We start from the raw sequence: 18,302 nt of genomic DNA, 5'->3' as shown, positions 1-18,302 counted from the left end.
CTCCAGCCAAAAGCAAAACGGCCGCTGAAGGAAGATTCAGGGCCGTCTGGGGCTGCTTTATAGGACCTTGCTTAAGAAATCCTTGGTACGGGCATGCCTCGGATTGCCGAATACCTGGGACGGTGCGCCTTCTTCGACAATCACGCCGCCGTCCATAAACAGGATGCGGTCGCCCACTTCACGGGCAAAGCCCATTTCATGGGTGACGATCACCATTGTCATGCCGTCTTCGGCCAGCTTCTTCATAACCTCCAGTACTTCGCCGACCATTTCCGGATCCAGCGCCGAGGTTGGCTCATCGAACAGCATCACATGCGGCTGCATGGCAAGTGCGCGTGCGATGGCAATCCGTTGCTTCTGCCCGCCGGAGAGCTGGGCCGGATAGGCATCCCGCTTGTCTTCCAGGCCTACGGTGCGGAGCAGCTCCATGGCGATTTTCTCCGCTTCGGATGGCTGCTGCTTTCTGACTTTCAGCGGAGCCAGCATGATATTCTGGAGCACGGTTTTGTGCGGAAACAGATTGAACTGCTGGAAAACCATGCCCATTTTTTCCCGGGTCACGTTAATATCATGCTTTTTGCCCGTAATGGACTGGCCCTCGAAGCTGATTTCACCGCCTGTAGGCTGTTCCAGCAGATTCAGACAGCGCAAAAAGGTGCTTTTGCCCGAGCCGCTGGGGCCGATGACAACCACAACCTCCCCTTTTTGAATCTGCAGGTCAATGCCCTTCAGAATTTCCAGCTTGCCGAAGCTTTTTTGCAGGTTGTTAACGGCGATCATCCGTATTCAGCCTCCTTTCCAATAAACCAAGGATCTTAGACAACGTAAATGTCAGAATAAAGTACATAACAGCGATTACCAGCAAGGGATTGAGTCCCTGATAGGTGATGGAGGTGACGGATCTCGCCTCGAACAGCAAATCCGCTACTCCAATCATCGATACAATGGAGGACTCTTTAATAATGGTGATGAACTCATTGCCGAAGGCGGGCAGCACATTCTTGATCGCCTGCGGCAGAACAATATAACGCATCGTCATTCCTTGCCGCATCCCCAGCGAGCGCGCCGCCTCCACCTGGCCACGGTCCACGCCCTGTATCCCGGCACGGAAGATCTCCGCCAAATATGCAGAGCTGTTAATGGTCAGTGTGATCGCTCCCGATTGAATCGGTGAAAACTTAATGCCGAATTCAGGCAGCCCGTAATGGATCAGGAACAGCTGGACCAGCATTGGCGTGCCGCGCAGAAATTCCACCCAGGCTGTGGCGATAAAACGCAGAATACGCCATTTGGACATGCGCAGCAGGGAAACTACAATCCCGAGCACAAATCCGAAGAATACCCCCAGCACTGCCAGCAGCAACGTGTACTTCAAGCCGGACAGAAAAAAATTGCGGTACTCGTAAGCAATATCGAAAAGCCCCATTGTCGGCATAACCTCCCATCTGCAAAAAAATAGAAAACAGCGGATCACCGCCATTTTCATATCAAGCCTTCATAATATTCCTTCCCTGCAAGGGGGATCTGTCTGCTTAACGTTAAGAGAAAGGAACGAAAGCTGTTACTTCTCGGCAAGCTCGCTGGCCGCCGCAACGTACTCGTCAATTTTGCCTTCCGAATCCAGGCGCTTCAGCGTTGTATTTATTTGATCCAGCAATTCGTCATTGCCCTTCTTGACGCCGATAACATAACCGTCATCTTCTGCCTCCGGTTTGGCATCCGTAATGGCAAGCCCCTCCACATTCTTCACGAAGGCTTTGGCTACAGGTCCTTCCATAATGGAAGCATCCACACGGTTGGATTGCAGCTGCATCACGATTTCGGAAATTTTGCTCAAGGAGGTCAGCTGAGCGCCTTCAATGCCCTTGGCGATATCTTCTTGAATCGATCCGGTCTGCACCCCCAGCTTGATTCCTTTCAGGGAATCCATGGTCGCAAACTTATCCTTGTCAGCTTCACGCACAACAACCGCTTGCTCCGCTTTATAGTAAATATCGGACAATCCTACCGCTTCTGCACGCTCAGGGTTTGGGCTAAGACCGGAAATTACCATATCGACTCTGCCGCTCGACAGCTCGTTCAGCAGGGAGTCGAAGGACAAATCCTTGATGACCAGCACGGCGCCCATGTCGGCTGCGATATCCTTGGCAATGTCGATGTCGAAGCCAACGATGGTATCTTTGCCGTCCACTACTTGGTGGAACTCATACGGCGGAAAATCCGCGCTTGTTCCCAGTACAAGCGTCTTGGCAGCAGCTTCGGCTCCTGCATTTGCGCCGCTGTCAGCAGCAGCATTATTGTCTGTGTTATTGTTGCCGCAGCCGGCCATAAGTCCTGCCGCAAGCAGCATTCCAAGAGAAAGTTTACCCCATTTGTTCATCTGTGTATATCTCCCCTATTCTCTTTCAATTCTCCAGTTGTCCCATTGACCGATTTATTATAAATCACTGCGCATGAATATGCAAAGACAATTTTGTGACAAAGCTTGTTAAGTAAGCATTAGGAAGCTATAGGGCGCAGCTGAGGTTTCCCGGCTCATTTTGCACATTCTATTAAAACAAGTATATACTAGGTACTATCTCCACCAGCTCCCGGAACAACGGAATTGGTTCATGAGGTCTCTACGGGTGGTATTAACTTGCTAATGAGCTCACAAAACTTAAGCCTGTGCTTTCGAAGCGAGTTTTGTACGAAGCCATTTCAGGGTGTGAAAGCTCACAAAACTTTTAGGAGGTGCAATCATGCTTTTGGAAGCTATGTACCATGTTCCGCGTGACAAGTGGGCCTATGCCTACGATGCAAAGACTATACATCTGCGTGTTCGCACCAAAAGGGATGATGTGGACTGTGTAGTAGCACTCACCGGGGACAAATACAACTGGAAAGATACATCCTACGATATCATGATGGAGAAAGCGGCGTCGGACGACAAGTTCGATTACTGGGAAGCCGCGGTCCGGCCCAAATATAAACGCCTCAGCTACACCTTCCGTGTGAGCAAAGGCAGCGAAAGTGTATATCTGCTGGATAATGGCATCCGCGCGGAATGTCCGCCCGCGCCCAATCACTTCTACGAGTTCCCCTACATACACCAAATCGATCTGTTTCAGGTTCCCAATTGGGCCAAGGATGCGGTGTTTTACCAGATCATGACTGAACGGTTCGCCAATGGCGATCCTTCCAATGATCCGGTGGGTACGGAGGAATGGGGCGGAACGCCTAAGCTGGATAATTTTTTTGGAGGCGACCTGCAAGGGGTGCTGGACCATTTGGACGATCTGCAGGAACTGGGGATCAATGCGATTTACTTCACGCCCCTGTTCGTCTCGCCTTCCAATCATAAATACGATATTGTCGATTATAAAAAGGTCGATCCCCATTTCGGGGATAATGAGCTGCTCAAAACCGTTGTCGAGGAATGCCACAGAAGAGGAATCCGCGTCATGCTGGACGCCGTGTTCAACCATTGCAGCGACAAGTTCCCGCCGTTTCAGGATGTGCTGGAGAAGGGCGAGTATTCGGTATACAAAGACTGGTTTCACATGAACTCCTTTCCGGCCGAAATCGTCGACGGTATTCCAACGTATGACACTTTCGGTTTTTTTGGCAATATGCCGAAGTTCAACACTGCCAATCATGAGGTCAAATCCTACCTCCTGGAGGTAGCCGAATACTGGATCAAGGAAATCAAGGTGGACGGCTGGCGTCTGGATGTGGCGAATGAGGTCGACCACCATTTCTGGCGCGATTTCCGCAAGGTGGTCAAAGCTGCCAACCCGGAAGCATACATTGTCGGCGAGGTATGGAGCGACTCGTTGAACTGGCTGCTGGGAGACCAGTTCGATTCCGTGATGAATTATCCTTTTTCCGGCACGGTACTGGAATTCTTCAACGGGGGCATGGACGGCATTACCTTCGGCCACCGGATCGGCGCCCTCCTGATGCGGTATCCGCAGCAGACGAACGAAGTAGTCTTCAATTTGCTGGGCAGCCATGATACCCCCCGGCTCTTAACCGTTGTCGGCGAGGATAAACGCAGGCTCAAGCTGGCGGTTGTTTTTCTGTTCACTTTCATGGGCACTCCCTGCATCTATTATGGCGACGAAATCGGCCTTACCGGCAATGAAGATCCCGACTGCCGCAAGTGCATGGAATGGGATGAAGACAAGCAGGACCGCGAGCTGTATGACTTCTACCGGATGATGATCGCCCTGCGCAAAGAAAACAAGGCGCTGCGCGAAGGCCGCTTCCGCCTTCTGCAGGCTTGCGAGAATGACCCGTGCATCGTCTATGAGCGCTCGGATGATGTGATTCATTTTACCGTGTGGATGAACAACTCGCCGGAGCCCCGTACCCTCAGCCATCCGATGGAAACGGATGATTGGCAGGATGCGCTGACCGGAGATCCCGTTGCACCGAAGGATGGAATGATGCATATTTCGCTTGATCCGTATGGTTACCGGATTCTCAGCAGGTATTTGGATTAATCCATATTTTATGAATAAACCAGTCATACACGAATGAAGTGTCCGGCTGGTTTTTTTTTTTGCAATATTATGTACTCACTCTTATATGCCGCTATCCGATAATCAGCATGTCATTGCTGTCAAACTTCCAGTCCTCCGAATATGCAACCTCCCAGTAATACCCGTCAGGATCTGAGAAATATCCGCTATATCCCCCCCAAAACACTTTTTGCGGCTGTTTAATGATGGTTCCCCCTGCCTGTTCAGCCCTCTTCATGATTTCATTCACTTCGTTCTGTGATTTGGTGTTATGCGCGAGCGTAATGCCGGAGAAGCCGCTTCCTGTCGGCGGTTCTTTGTCATTAATGTCCTCCGCCAGGCCTTCAAGAGGATATAAGGCAAGCTTGGTTCCGGCAGTATTAAAAAAAACTATGCCCGGGCTCTCCTCGCTTACGCTGGTTTCAAACCCCAAGCCGTCCCTATAAAATTGCAGAGAGCGGCTCATATCCCTTACGCCCAGAGTAATCAGACTGATCCGGTTCATTCTGGCATCCGCCTTTCTGAATTGTCCGTAAATCTCCATGACTTTAAGAAATGTCTCCTGTTGTGCAATCACAATTGTGCAATATGATTATAAATGTCGATGTACTGCTGCGCAGATACGTTCCAGCTGTAATCTCCGGCAAAAGCGTTCTTGGAAATCTTTTTCCAGTGTTCCGGCTTGTGATAAAAGGAAACGGCCCGGCGGAGCGTGTACATCATATCATGGGCGTTGTAATCTTTGAAGGTGAAGCCATTGCCCTCTCCGGTCTCTTCATTGTAGGCATGTACAGTATCGTTAAGCCCTCCCGTCTCACGGACTACCGGAATACTGCCGTAGCGCAGAGCCAGAAGTTGGCCGATACCGCAGGGCTCGAATTTGGACGGCATCAGGAACAGGTCGCTGGCTGCATAAATTTTGCGGGACAGCCCGTCATTGAACAGGATTTGTGAAGACAGCTTAGTCGGGTAACGCCATTGCGCCTCGCGGAACCAGCGCTCGTAGACTTCATCGCCGGTGCCCAGCAGCACAAACTGGATGTCATCATAATAGAGCAGCTCATCCAGCACGCGTGTCAATAAATCCAGGCCCTTGGAGTCAACCAGGCGCGTAACCATGGCAACCATTGGAATATATGGCGCCACGGGCAGACTTAGCTCCTGCTGCAAGGCCAGCTTATTTTCGGCTTTTTTGGCCAAGTTGGAGCGGTAGCGGGTGTAAATTTGCGGATCGCTGGCCGGATTATAGAGCTTGGTATCGATCCCGTTGACGATTCCGCTCAGGCTGTCCGCACGTGAGGAGAGCAATCCTTCCAGTCCGTAGCCGTAATAGGCCGTGCGGATTTCTTCAGAATAGGTCGGGCTGACGGTAGTGATGTGATCACTGTAGACAATGCCGCCCTTCATAAAGTTCACGTTGCCGTAATACTCCACGCCGGGGAAATAGCTGTCATTCAGACCCAGCAGCTCTCCAAGCACCGAATAAGGGAATACCCCCTGATACAGCAGATTATGAATCGTAAACACCGTGCGGATATTGCTGTAAAACGGATTATGGCGGTAGTGTCCCTGCAGCAGCAGCGGAATTACCGCGGCATGCCAGTCATGGCAATGCAGCACATCAGGCTGGAAACCGATGGTCTCCAGGCATTCCAGCACTGCGCGGTTGAAAAAGGCAAAGCGCTCTCCATCATCCATGTAGCCATAAATGCCGTCCCGCCCAAAATAATATTCATTATCGATAAAATATACCGGAATGCCGTCATAAACGATCCGTTCAATGCCGCAATATTGATTGCGCCAGCCGATCGGCACGGTCAGCACTGCGACATGCTCCATTTGGGAGACAAACTTCTCCGGAATTCCCTTGTACTTTGGCAAAATGACCCGCACATCCACTCCTGCGCCTTTCAGCGCTTTGGGCAAAGCTCCAATAACATCGGCCAGCCCGCCGGTTTTGACAAACGGATGAGCTTCGGCTGCGGCAAACAAAACCTTCATATCTCAATATCCCCCTTAAGTGTATGGGCTATGCTCCCAAGGTCATTTCACTGCCCTGCGGCCTGATTTCTTGAGTACCAGGAAGCTAAGCGGCGGAATGGTCAATTCGATGCTGTTCAACTGGTTGTGCCATTCTGTCCTGGTGCTCTTCATCGGAGTATTATGCATACCGGAGCCTCCGTATTCCGTACTTTCCGAACTGAACAGTTCTTTATACGTCCCTGGCCGGGGAACTCCAATCCGGTACAATTGCCGCTCCACCGGTTGGAAGTTCATAATAATCAGCAGGGTATCGGCCGCTTTTTTGCCCCGGCGGATATACGAAACTATGCTCTGGCCGCTGTCGTCTGCATCAATCCATTGATAGCCTTCCAAATCGTGATCCAGCTCCCACAGCGCCTTTTCGTTCAGGTAGAGCTTGTTGAGGGCTGCGGTAAAGGCCAGCATGCGGCGGTGGCTCTCATAACCGAGCAGCAGCCAGTCGAGCTGGTCCTGATCCTTCCACTCGATGAACTGGCCGAATTCCCCGCCCATGAAGAGCAGCTTTTTGCCGGGATGGCTGATGTGATAACCCAGAAGCAGGCGCAGACCTGCGAATTTCTGCTCATAGGTGCCGGGCATTTTGTCCAGCAGCGACTTCTTGCCGTGCACCACCTCGTCATGGGACAGCGGAAGGGTATAATTCTCCGCATAGGCGTAGCAGATGGGGAAGGTCAACAAATTATGATGATAGGGCCTGGCCCCGAAATCATGTTCTATGTAGCCCAATGTGTCGTTCATCCAGCCCATATTCCATTTGTAATTGAAACCAAGCCCTCCCTCATGCACAGGAGCAGTAACCCCCGGCCAGGCGCTGGACTCCTCTGCCATCATCAAGGCTTTGGGGTAATACTGGAATATCGTCTTGTTGAGGCGCTGCACAAAGCGGATGGCTTCCAAATTCTCCATCCCCCCGTTTGCATTTCTGCGGTACTGGTGCTCCTTCTTCTCAAAATCAAGCCGGAGCATGCTGGTAACCGCATCCACACGCATCCCGTCAATATGATACATTTCGAACCAAAACAGTGCGTTGGAGATTAAGAAGGAAGAGACTTCCGGTTTGCTGAAGTCAAAGGAAAGCGTTCCCCATCCCGGCTTCTCCGCCAGCAGCGGATCGGCATATTCATACAGCGGCGAACCGTCGAACATCCGGAGGCCATGGGCATCCTTGGCAAAATGAGCCGGAACCCAGTCCAGCAGCACGCCGATGCCTGCCTGATGAAGCCGGTCGATCAGAAACATCAGCTCCTGCGGTTCCCCGTAGCGGCTGGTCGCCGCAAAATAACCCGTGCCCTGGTAGCCCCAGGACAAATCATAAGGATGCTCTGCCAGCGGCATAAACTCTACGTGGGTATAGCTCATTTCCGCCAAATATGGAATCAGCAGCTCACTCATCTCCCGATAAGTGTATAATTCTCCGTCTTCCTTCTGCCGCCAGGTCCCAAAATGCATTTCATAAATGTTCATCGGCGCGCTGTAAGGAGCCTTGCTTCTCCGGCGCCAAGCCGCATCTCCCCAGGAGTATCCTCCCAGATCAGCAACAATCGAAGCCGTAGCCGGACGCACCTCCGCCTTGAAAGCGTAGGGGTCTGCTTTGAGGAAGGTCGAGCCGTCCGGGCCCGCGATCCTGTATTTGTAAAAAGTTCCCGCTGTCAACCCCGGAAAAAAACGACTCCAAAATCCTGAATCGGGTATCTTATATAACGAGTCCACGTCTTCAGTTCCATCCCAGCCGTTATGATTACCAGCCAGTCCTACATATGTCGCATGAGGAGCCCACACGGTAAAGCGGACGCCCGGTATTCCTTCTTCAGCGGCAATGTGCGCGCCCAGCATCGTATAGCTGCGATAATTCGTGCCCTCATGGAAAAGATAAATATCATCAGCTGACGGGAGGTTTACTGTTGCTTGTATTTCGGCCAAATCATCACCACCTTTTTATATAGGGTGCACCTTTAACATTACCCGAATGTTCAGGTTTTGAAAATGATTTCGGTTAGAATTCCGGGAGTAAAAGGAATAAAGAAAATAATTAATGTAATTTTTGCAAAACCACGGCAATATATTTCACCTATGCGTTTCAAGTGCTTGCTCTGCGTGTATATTACAAGCATTGACAAAAAAATGGGAGGGATAACAAATGAGTAAAAAAGAATGTATCGCCATGCTTTTGGCAGGTGGGGAAGGCCGCAGACTGGCTCCCCTGACTACCACCATGGCTAAGCCTGCAGTCCCTTTCGGCGGACAGTATAGAATCGTTGATTTTCCCCTCAGCAATTGTGTGAATTCCGATATTGATACGGTAGGAGTATTGACACAGTATGAAGCCAATTCCTTGCACAATCATATTGGCGCCGGTGAGCCATGGGGGCTCCACACTACGGCGGATAAAGGCGTGAAGCTGCTTCCTTCCGGCGTTGAAGGCAGAGACAGCTACACAGGAACAGCCGATGCTATTTATAAAAATATTGAATTCATTGACAGCCACAGCCCCGAGCATGTTCTTATTCTGTCGGCGGATCATATTTACCATATGAATTACCGTAAAATGCTCGATTATCATGTGGGCAAAGCGGCCAAAGCCACCATTTCAGTGATGGAGGTCCCTTGGGATGAGGCCAGCCGCTTTGGCGTGATGAACGTGAATGAAGACCTTAAAATCTCCGAGTTTGCCGAAAAACCAAAGGTTCCCAAGAGCAATCTTGCGTCCATGGGAATTTATTTGTTCGAGTGGAAATACCTCAAGGAGCACCTGCTGCTGGATGCGGCAAATCCGGCCTCCAGCCATGATTTCGGAAAGGATGTCATCCCAGCCATGCTGGACGGCAACGAGGAACTCTTCGCCTACCGTTTCAAGGGCTACTGGAGAGATGTGGGTACAGTTGACAGCTTGTGGGAAGCTCATATGGACCTGCTGCATGACGACAATGGCTTCAAGCTCGACAACTCCCGCTGGCCGATGTACAGCCGGGCCCGCCGGTTGAAGCCTGCCGCGCATAAACCCCGCCTTCAGCTCCCGGCCGCTGACAGCCTTGTGAATGAATCCTGCCTGCTGGAAGGCAGCCTGCAGCGTTCAGTAGTCTTCGGAGGTGTGGAGGTCGGCAAGCTGAGTCTGGTCAAACAGAGCGTCATTATGCCTGGAGTGAGAATTGGCCGCGGCGTTATGATTGAGAATGCCATTATCGGCGAAGGAGCCGTAATCAAAGACGGTGCTGTAATCAAAGGCAGTTCCGACAATATCGTTGTCGTGGGTCCGCATGAGATTGTCGCCGCCAAACCGGTCATCAAGACCCAGCCCTCCCGTCTGCTGCAGGAGGTCTACGAGAAAACCGGCCGCATGCGTGCAGAAGGGCTTCCTTCTTAAAGGCTTCCGTTTCAGCGAGAAGTTGAAGGATAATTTATAGCGTGAATCATATATAAATAAGAGAGGCGGCAGCTGTCTGTGACGGCTGCCGCCTCTCTTATTATTTTGTCCCTGGTCCCGTTGTAACTTTCTGGGAATGGGTCTAGAGCAGTTTCCCGGCCTCTGGAGCCGCTGGAGGAAGCTCAGCTGTAATAGGCAAGATCACGGTTACCTGCGTTCCCCTGCCAAGCTCGCTGTCCATTTCCAGCCTGCCTCCGTGAAGCTCCACAATTTGCTGTGAAATTGCAAGTCCCAGACCCGTACCTCCGTTCAGCGCGTCAACCTGGAAGAACCTGTCGCGTACTCTGGCAAGATGCGCCTCGCTGATGCCGATGCCGCTGTCACGCACAATTACGGCCATTTCACTGGCCGGCAAGCGGTGTGCGGACAGGACGATACTCGAATCCTCGGAAGAGAACTTCACTGCGTTGTCCACCAGGTTGAGAAACACCTGCTTCAGCCGGTTGGCATCAGCCTTGATATAGATCGTCTCCTCGCATTCCAGAAGCAGATGAATCCGTTTCTTCTCCGCTTTGGCCCAAATATTCAGGATCGTTTCCTGCAAAAGGACTTTGGTATCCACACGGCCCATGGATAGCTTCATCTCATTCTGCTGCAGCTTGGAGAAGTCCAGAATCTCTTCCACCAGCCCGATCAGGCGGTCGCTCTCCTTGGAGATGATGCCCATGCCCAGCTTGGTTTCCTCCGGATCATAGCCGCCGGAAATGAGCGTTTCGCTCCAGCCCTTGATACTGGTGAGCGGTGTCCGCAGCTCATGGGAGATAGAGGAAATGAAATCATCCTTGATCTGGTTGCTGCGGATAATTTCATCCGCCATATAATTCAGCGTGGAGGCCAAATCGCCGATTTCATATTTATAATCGCCTTTGATGCGCGCGGTGAACTTCCCTCTGGCCATCTGGGCCGAGACGGCTGTGATATTGTTCAGCGGCTTCACAATGGAATTGGCCAGTCCAAAGCTGAACAGAACCACAATAGCCATAACCGCCGCGCCAATCCCGATGGATACCAGCGTCAGGTTCAGCAAATCACTGTCAATTCTCTCCATAGAGGTAATGTACCGGATAACATAGGTCTCGCGTCCGTTGATATGCATCATTTTGGACACAGCCATGACACTTTCGTTCGTGCCCGGCTGCCGGCCAACCCATCGGCCGACACCTCCGCCTACCGCCTCCGGAACATCACTCGTAGTGATCGTCCGGTCCGGCTGAAAGCCGGTGGAGCTGATCAGCATATTGCCGTCCAGGGTCAGCACCTGCAGCTCGGTATGGTCCATCTGAAAGAAGTCGAGCAGCTTCTGGAGCTGGTTGGGCGAGCGCTCCCCTGAAATCTCATATTTCAGGAAATCCTCTGCCGTTCCGATATGCGTTGTGATTTTACTGTAGACACTGTCGTAATAATACGTCCGGATCGCCAGCAGGAATATAACCTCAATGAGGAGAAGCGCCACAAAAACGACAAAAATATAGTGCAGTACAATCTGTCTGCGCATCCCCTTTTTAATCATTGTCCTTGGCCTTTCCACTTATAGCCATGACCCCATACAGTCTGGAGATACTCCGGTTCCGACGGATTATTTTCGATCTTTTGGCGCAGCCGGCGGATGTTCACATCCACAATTTTGGGATCTCCCATATACTCCTTGCCCCAGACATGATCGAGCAGTGAATCACGGCTAAGCGGTGTATTCTCCATTTCCAGGAAAAATTGCACCAGTGAGAATTCGGTTGGCGTCAGCTCAATAGCCTCTCCGCTGCGTTTGAACTGCTTGGAAATCAGATCGAGCGTAAACGGCCCGGAATGAAAAGAAACCTTGGCGGACTGCTCGCGGTGCACATTGACCCGGCGCAGCAGGGACTGGATGCGGGCGATCAGCTCTGTAGGGCTGAACGGCTTGCTTACATGGTCATCCGCCCCTACCGAAAGCGCATAGACCTTGTCCTGCTCCTGCACCTTCGCGGTCAGAAAAATAATCCCCAGCCGCTCATTGGTCTCCCTGATCCGTCTGCACACCTCAAACCCGTCAATGCCCGGAACCATTACATCCAGCAGTGCAATATCAATATCGGGCACCGTTGTCAGCTTGTGCAGCGCTTCATTTCCATCTGCCGCCTCCAGCACCTCAAAGCCGTTGCGCTTGAGATTGATTACAATAAAACTCCGGATGGATTCTTCATCCTCCAGGATCAGTACCTTACTCATCAATTCCCTTCCTTTCAATAGGCGAGGTGATCTTGTTGCTGTCTCCCCCGCTTGTGCTTTGTTCCAGGTCTCCCCGGTAGCCGATAATTTTGTCCAGATCGCTCCCAAGCAGCTCCCAGCCGGAATTCTTCACCCGGTCCCACTCCGCAGGAGAAAAGAAGGACACCTCGGCCACCGTCTCTCCGGTATCCGACATAATGAAGCGCAGGTATTTATCCTGAACGGATTTGGTGTCGACCGTTACCTTCTCATACCATTCCGGTGAAAAATTAATAATAAAGCGGTCCGACGGATCACGATACTGCTGGTCGGAGAAGACAAGTCCATTCTTCCCGTCCCATTTGTAGTAGGAATTGAAATAAGGTATTGTCTGCGGATCAAAATACTCCCAGCCTTGGGGCCGTTCCAGCAGCCCGACCTCAATAATCCCGTCGCCGTCGATGTCCTCACTGATAATCTTCCGTTCCTTGAAGGTCCGGGCATCCCCAGGAACAGCCACACGAAGCTTATTGTTATCCATCACAACCACAGTCGTATAGGCTGAACGGGAATCTACCGCCGCATCCAGAATGATACCTTCTTTGTGCTCGGCTACCTTTCCTGAGACAATACTGTAATAATTATTAAAATACGGGTCCAGATCGTCCAGCTCATCCAGCACCTTGAATCCATCACTATACTGATAGGTTGTAATTGTGGCAAATTCATTGCGCTTGAAATTCACGACAGTGATGTCCGGAATGCCATCCTCGTTCAGATCCCCCAGCAGATATTGGGTATATGGCTGCGTCAGCACTTCCTCCAGGACTCCGTCCGAATACTGGTACACCACCATGCCTTTTTCTTCGCCGCGCGAGTAGCCTGCAATGATATCCAGCTTGCCGTCACCGGTCACATCCTTAATATCCACAGAATCCAGTTCTGTCCCGTTGCCGTCAAACACAAGCTTCTTGACCCATTCCTCTTCCTGCTTCTCCAAAATCATGCCGTGTATCTGCACCGTTTCATTCTTCGTCAGATAGAAAACGAGCGTCTCCACGACGCCGTCCTTATCCAGATCCTCGGTAAAGATGGAGCTGTCATCATCATTCGCCGGACGGATCAGCGTGGAACTGGCAGGCTTCAAGGAATTGATTGCTGTCAGCAGTGACGCCTTGTCCGCCGACAGCTGCGGCTCCTTCATCCGCGAAACAGGATCACTGATGAAGGTGCAGCCCGAGAGCACGGACAGGGACAGTGATACCGCCGCCAGACGCTTCAGTACTTGTCTATTCAACTTTATCACTCTTTCCCGGTTGCATGGTTCTTGTTCCGTTACAGATGGGAACGCTCCTGAGAGGTCAGGCGGCGTCCCTTCACATCGTGCTTGATTCTGCCGTCTTCCAGCACCCAGATCCGCGTGGCATACCGCTCCGCCAGCTCGATGGGGATCACCGTAATCACTGTAAGCCCCTTTTCCTCGCACAGCTTGCGCAGCGTCTCCAGCACGTTCTCCGCTGTTTTGGGATCCAGGCCGGTGACTGGCTCATCAGCCAGTATAACCTTGGCACCATGCACCAATGCACGGGCAATCGCCACACGCTGGCGCTCCCCGCCGCTTAACTGGCTGGTCTTCATCTTGGCCTTATCGAGCAGACCCAGGAGGTCAAGCTCGTCCATTGCGCCCATATAATCATCTGAACGAACCATGCCGGTGACCATCCGCCACAAGGGCGTCTGCGAGGATTGGCCGATCAGGACATTCTTCAGCGCAGTACGATTCGGATTCAGCTCCGCATTCTGTTCCAGGTATGCCCATTCGCGGCTGATTTTGCGTTTGCCGGCGAAGACGCTTTTCATAATATCGGTTCCATCTACCCGGAAGTTGCCCCGGTCCCATTTCTCCTTGAGCGCCAGACACCGCAGCAATGTTGACTTGCCGCTGCCGCTGGCTCCCAGCAGCACCACAAGCTCACCTGCTTCTAATTGAAAGCCAATGTCCTGCAGCACCGGAAGCTTGTCTTCGCCAACTGCTTTGGCCAAATGTTCAACTGTAATCATAGTTCAGCCTCTCCCTGTCTTCATCTCTTCTCTATAGTGTACTCTGAAAGCGGGATCAAATTCCATGCGAGCACTCGTTCTTATCTTACCTCAAATCGGCTGCCGTGGCGAGAATAATAACCCGGCCAGGCCGAACAAAATATACAAAGCGCCCAGAAGGGCAAAAACACCGCCGCCCCAGCCGAATTGCAGCAGCAAGCCCCCGATCCCCGGACCGATGATGCTCCCGAGGCTGTAATGAAAAGATGAAACTACGTTTGCGGCAGGCAGCAGATTTCCGGGCAGGATATCCGCAGCATAACTGAGTCCCAGCGAGAAGAAGGAGCCTACCAGCCCACCCGCTGCCGCCAGCGGCAGAAGCGCAAACGCCAAGCCCCCGCCCGCTCCGCTGAATATTAGAATCTTCTTCCGGCCATAGCGGTCGCTCCACATGCCCAGAGGCAGCTGCAGCAGCAGTCCCCCAATGCCGGCAAAAGGCAATAATGCGGCAATCTGATTGGTGGTGAAGCCGATGCGCAGTCCATAGACCGGGAAATTGCTGTTCAGGCTCGCTTCCATATATCCGTATAAAAGAGCCGGTATCAGCGCATACCACGCAAGACTGTAGCTGCGGGCGAAGCGGCGGGCTTGCCCCTCCCCATGCTCCGCCTTGTCCGGATGAGAGTCCGGCAGCTTCAGCGCCACAAGTATCAGAACAAGCGAAAAGAGCAGGGCTATGGCTGCAAAAGGCGATGCCAGACCGAACCGCAGCAGACTTATGCCGAGCGGCCCCAGGCTGAAGCCCAGCCCGTAGGACATGCCATACAGCGAGAGATTGCGGCCACGGTGCGCAGCTGGCGTCATTAACAGCACCCAGAGCTGGGCGGCGTAATTAATGGCCGAATCCCCCACCCCGACCAGCAGGCGCAGCAAGAACCAGGCCTTGACACCTGGCAGCAGCGGAAATAAAATTAGCGACACCAGCACAAGGCTGATGCCTGCCGCAACCAGTTTTTTGAAGCCGATTGCGCCGAGAATCCGTTCGGCCGCCAGCGTCATGGCGAAGGAGCCTACATATAGTGCGGCGGCATTCAGGCCATTGAGTGAAGAGGAGACCCCTTGTTGCTCCAGCAGAATGGATAATACCGGAAGCAGCAGGCCTTGACTGAGTCCCGCCGCAATAATCACTGCAATAAGAATGAAATAGCTGAGTGTACTGCTCCGGTTCACGGATGCAGCGTGACGGTCTGGCACAGATAATCCTCCTGTCATAATCCTATGGCTACGGCTACTGCCGGCGTCTTGGCAAACACCGAACATTATAGTGGACAACCTTCTTCAAAACAAGAGATAATAGTAAAAGTGACCGATTTCCTGGGGGTGCCAGCTTCATGAACTATCAATTAGAAATTGATGTCTCGCCGGTATACGAACTGCTGGACAGTTTTATGTTATATGTAACTAGAAAATGGATTTCCAATCTGGACATTGGACACGACTGGATTCATGAGATTGACGGCCGGCTTGTGCCGCAGCAGATTTCCGCCTTGCGCCAGGCTGCCGAGTGGCCCTTCGAAGACTATGATGTGCTGTATGCCTGGGCGTACAGCCGGGGAGCGGCTTCCAAGGTCACACAGTTCCTGGATGAGCTGGAGTCCTCCTCGCTGGAGGACTGCTTCGAGCGCACCCGGCCATTCTTCCATCATTTCACGATGGAGGAATGCGCCAGGATCAAGTACGGATACACACCGCTCCTGCGCCTGTGGTACACTCAATATTTCCGCCATACCGAGCAGAAAATGCTGCCGCTGATGATCGAGAATGCCTCGGAGAAAAAAATGCTGGAGAGCAAAATGGATATCGTGGCCCTGATTGAATATGCCTCCGGCGGAATTGTCATCGAGGACATTCCGGAGCTGGAAACCATTGTACTGCTGCCCACCGTCCACAACCGTCCGATCAACACCTATTGCTTCTATAAAAAAATGATGCTCGTGCAGTATCCGGTGGATGTGCCTCAGGACAGCGAAGAAGAACCGCCTACTGTGCTGCTCCGCTTAACCAAAGCACTCTCCGATCCGACCCGGCTGCGCATGCTGCGCTTCATCGCGCATGAGCCCAAAACGATGTGGGAGATGCAGTCGGAGCTTAGCCAGTCCAGGGAAATGCTGATGCATCACCTGCTCATCCTGCGCGTTGCCGGATTGCTGCGTGTGCATCTGCGGGGGGAAGGAACAGAGCGCTACAGCATCCGCCCGGACGGGGCTTCGGAACTCCAAATGTTCCTTGAGTCCTATATTCGTTTATAATAAACACTAAGCCTGTGCTTCCGGAGCCAGTTTTGAACGATGCTGATCCTGGAGCGATGCTCTCAAAACTTTTAGGAGTGAGCGTTATGAAATATTTGACACAGCAAGTAATTTTTGATCTGGACGACACCCTGGTGCACTGCAACAAATATTTTGACCTCATTCTGGGGCAATATTTTGAGCTGATGTCAGAGTGGTTCGGTGAATATGGCGCGACAACTGCAGATTTCCGCAGCAAGCAGGTGGAAATTGATGTGCATACCGTAAGCACAAGCGGCCTTGCCAGTGATAATTTCCCGAAATCGCTCATCGCCACCTACCGTTTCTTTTGCATCAAATATAACCATCCCGCCGACCCTTATCAGGAACAGCAGCTGATGAAGCTCGGAATGAGCGTCTATGACCAGGAGGTTGAAGCTTACCCCGGCATGGTGGAGACACTGGATACGCTGAAGCAGGACGGCCATGCCCTCTACCTCTATACCGGAGGAGACGATACCATCCAGAAGCGCAAAATAGAGCAGATGAAGCTCGACGCTTATTTTGATGACCGGATTTATATCCGCCAGCACAAAAATGTGGAAGCGCTGGAAACTATTTTGAACACGCACAGCTTTGACCGCAAAAGCACCTGGATGATCGGCAATTCCCTGCGTACGGATGTGCTTCCCGCCTTGACTGCGGGCATTAACAGCATCTATCTGAAGCAGCAGAATGAATGGCTGTACAATCTGATTGAGCTGCAGCGCGAGATGCAGCAATCCGTCCAGACCATCTCCTCCATCAGCGAGGTTCCGCCGGTCATCCGCTCTGCCGCTCTGTTCAAGAACCACGGCTGATGCGCTTCTCGGCCCCTTGTTACAAATGGCATATGCAGCCTGCTGCTGGTGTGATTATACTATTCGAGTAGATTTTCATATCACGCAGGAGGTTAGCAATGAACAAAAAAGCAAACCCAAAGCCCTCAGCGAACAACAGACGATTATTGCCGATGCTGCTTGGGGTCGTGGTCATTCTGCTGGCCGGGATTCTGATCTTCATCACTACAAAGGACAAGAGCAGTGAAGCTGCCGAGCTCGCCAATCTGCCGAACTACACGGATGTGAAGGGTACCATCGTTGTTGACGGACTGAAGTACGAGAAGCAGCCGCGTCTGGGCAGCGAAGAGGCCAAGGTGAAGGTCATCGAATTCGCCGATTTCAAATGCCCCGCCTGCAAGAAATGGACCGCAGCTTATATGGACACCTTCATCAAGGACTACGTGGATACCGGCAAAGTACAGTTCTATTTCATGAATTTCGCCTTTCTCGACCGGGATTCCTATCTTGCCGCCAGCGCCGGGGAAGCCATCTACAACCAGAGCAATGAGAAGTTCTGGGAGTATGTGCATAAACTATATGAGAACCAAGGCGACGAGAGCAAGATTTGGGCGACCCAGAAATTCATCCTGAAATTTGTGAAAGACAACATTAGCGGCATCGATTACACCAAGTTCGAGCAGGATCTTAAGAATCAGACCTATATGTATGACGTTAAGGAAGACTTCAAAATCGCCGGCTCCTATGGTGTGAACGGCACACCCAAGTTTATGGTTGACGGCGTGCTGCTCCCTGACTCTTCCTACGAGGGTCTGGCCGCTGCGATCGAATCCGGGCTGGCTGAAGCCAGATAAAGGCCTGCGGTTAATCAATAATTCCAGCATAAAAACCAATAAAGAGGATGCGCAGCAGCCATGAATCATAGGGCCGGAGCGCATCCTCTTCTTGCATGTCTTAAGGTTAGCCGGGCGGTCTGCAGGCT

Annotated in this window: 16 protein-coding genes; 5 read left to right on the top strand and 11 right to left on the bottom strand. The window is 52.0% G+C overall.

Annotated features, from left to right (window positions below):
* Window positions 1-57: 57 nt before the first annotated feature.
* The 3 genes from HYD27_RS03605 to HYD27_RS03595 all read right to left on the bottom strand — a co-directional run bounded on the left by HYD27_RS03605 (window position 58) and on the right by HYD27_RS03595 (window position 2,380).
* Window positions 58-780 (bottom strand): amino acid ABC transporter ATP-binding protein, encoded by a 723-nt coding sequence (locus HYD27_RS03605; protein ID WP_219211575.1) that lies wholly within the window; start codon window positions 778-780, stop codon window positions 58-60.
* A complete protein-coding gene (locus tag HYD27_RS03600) occupies window positions 767-1,426 on the bottom strand; it encodes an amino acid ABC transporter permease (protein ID WP_219211573.1) in 660 nt (219 codons plus the stop codon). The genes HYD27_RS03605 and HYD27_RS03600 overlap by 14 nt, the downstream gene beginning before the upstream one ends.
* A 135-nt stretch (window positions 1,427-1,561) precedes the next feature.
* Window positions 1,562-2,380, bottom strand: a complete 819-nt coding sequence (locus HYD27_RS03595) for a transporter substrate-binding domain-containing protein (protein WP_219211571.1) — start codon at window positions 2,378-2,380, stop codon at window positions 1,562-1,564.
* Window positions 2,381-2,741: 361 nt separating this feature from the next.
* Between HYD27_RS03595 and HYD27_RS03590 the strand changes: the two genes are divergently transcribed.
* Window positions 2,742-4,487 carry an alpha-glycosidase gene (locus tag HYD27_RS03590; RefSeq protein WP_219211569.1) on the top strand — a complete coding sequence of 582 codons (1,746 nt, stop codon included), beginning with the start codon at window positions 2,742-2,744 and terminating at the stop codon, window positions 4,485-4,487.
* Window positions 4,488-4,578: 91 nt separating this feature from the next.
* Here the strand turns inward: HYD27_RS03590 and HYD27_RS03585 are convergent, their stop codons facing one another.
* From HYD27_RS03585 to glgB, 3 genes are all read right to left on the bottom strand, one after another.
* Window positions 4,579-5,010, bottom strand: a complete 432-nt coding sequence (locus HYD27_RS03585; RefSeq protein WP_219211953.1) for a VOC family protein — start codon at window positions 5,008-5,010, stop codon at window positions 4,579-4,581.
* A 68-nt stretch (window positions 5,011-5,078) separates the two neighbouring features.
* Window positions 5,079-6,506: a glycogen synthase GlgA gene (gene glgA, locus HYD27_RS03580; protein ID WP_219211567.1), complete on the bottom strand. Its 1,428-nt coding sequence runs from the start codon at window positions 6,504-6,506 to the stop codon at window positions 5,079-5,081.
* A gap of 42 nt (window positions 6,507-6,548) precedes the next feature.
* Window positions 6,549-8,381 (bottom strand): 1,4-alpha-glucan branching protein GlgB, encoded by a 1,833-nt coding sequence (gene glgB / locus HYD27_RS03575; protein WP_375373890.1) that lies wholly within the window; start codon window positions 8,379-8,381, stop codon window positions 6,549-6,551.
* A 304-nt stretch (window positions 8,382-8,685) separates the two neighbouring features.
* On the opposite strand from glgB, the gene HYD27_RS03570 reads away from it, so the two are divergent.
* Window positions 8,686-9,909 carry a glucose-1-phosphate adenylyltransferase gene (locus tag HYD27_RS03570; RefSeq protein WP_219211563.1) on the top strand — a complete coding sequence of 408 codons (1,224 nt, stop codon included), beginning with the start codon at window positions 8,686-8,688 and terminating at the stop codon, window positions 9,907-9,909.
* Between the two features lie 142 nt (window positions 9,910-10,051).
* Here HYD27_RS03570 and HYD27_RS03565 read toward each other — a convergent pair whose 3' ends face one another.
* From HYD27_RS03565 to HYD27_RS03545, 5 genes are all read right to left on the bottom strand, one after another.
* On the bottom strand, window positions 10,052-11,479 hold the full coding sequence (locus HYD27_RS03565) for a sensor histidine kinase (protein WP_219211561.1): 1,428 nt from the start codon (window positions 11,477-11,479) through the stop codon (window positions 10,052-10,054).
* Complete coding sequence (locus HYD27_RS03560; protein WP_219211560.1) at window positions 11,476-12,174, bottom strand: response regulator transcription factor; 699 nt, start codon at window positions 12,172-12,174, stop codon at window positions 11,476-11,478. The genes HYD27_RS03565 and HYD27_RS03560 overlap by 4 nt, the downstream gene beginning before the upstream one ends.
* A complete protein-coding gene (locus HYD27_RS03555; RefSeq protein WP_219211558.1) occupies window positions 12,167-13,450 on the bottom strand; it encodes a hypothetical protein in 1,284 nt (427 codons plus the stop codon). The genes HYD27_RS03560 and HYD27_RS03555 overlap by 8 nt, the downstream gene beginning before the upstream one ends.
* A gap of 38 nt (window positions 13,451-13,488) precedes the next feature.
* Window positions 13,489-14,214, bottom strand: coding sequence for a phosphonate ABC transporter ATP-binding protein (locus HYD27_RS03550; RefSeq protein ID WP_219211556.1), 726 nt, complete (start codon window positions 14,212-14,214; stop codon window positions 13,489-13,491).
* Between the two features lie 90 nt (window positions 14,215-14,304).
* Entirely contained in the window at window positions 14,305-15,465 is a 1,161-nt protein-coding gene (locus HYD27_RS03545; protein WP_220101484.1) for an MFS transporter, read from the bottom strand.
* Window positions 15,466-15,584: 119 nt separating this feature from the next.
* Here HYD27_RS03545 and HYD27_RS03540 point away from each other — a divergent pair, with 119 nt between their 5' ends.
* The 3 genes from HYD27_RS03540 to HYD27_RS03530 all read left to right on the top strand — a co-directional run bounded on the left by HYD27_RS03540 (window position 15,585) and on the right by HYD27_RS03530 (window position 18,174).
* Window positions 15,585-16,502 carry an ArsR/SmtB family transcription factor gene (locus HYD27_RS03540; RefSeq protein ID WP_219211554.1) on the top strand — a complete coding sequence of 306 codons (918 nt, stop codon included), beginning with the start codon at window positions 15,585-15,587 and terminating at the stop codon, window positions 16,500-16,502.
* Window positions 16,503-16,588: 86 nt separating this feature from the next.
* Window positions 16,589-17,341, top strand: a complete 753-nt coding sequence (locus tag HYD27_RS03535; protein ID WP_219211552.1) for an HAD family hydrolase — start codon at window positions 16,589-16,591, stop codon at window positions 17,339-17,341.
* A 98-nt stretch (window positions 17,342-17,439) separates the two neighbouring features.
* Window positions 17,440-18,174, top strand: a complete 735-nt coding sequence (locus HYD27_RS03530) for a DsbA family protein (protein WP_219211551.1) — start codon at window positions 17,440-17,442, stop codon at window positions 18,172-18,174.
* Window positions 18,175-18,302: the final 128 nt, after the last annotated feature.

It is taken from the genome of Paenibacillus sp. S150 (genome assembly GCF_019352175.1).
Taxonomy (GTDB): Bacteria; Bacillota; Bacilli; order Paenibacillales; family Paenibacillaceae; genus Paenibacillus_AQ.
This window is presented reverse-complemented; position numbering and strand designations above follow the sequence as displayed.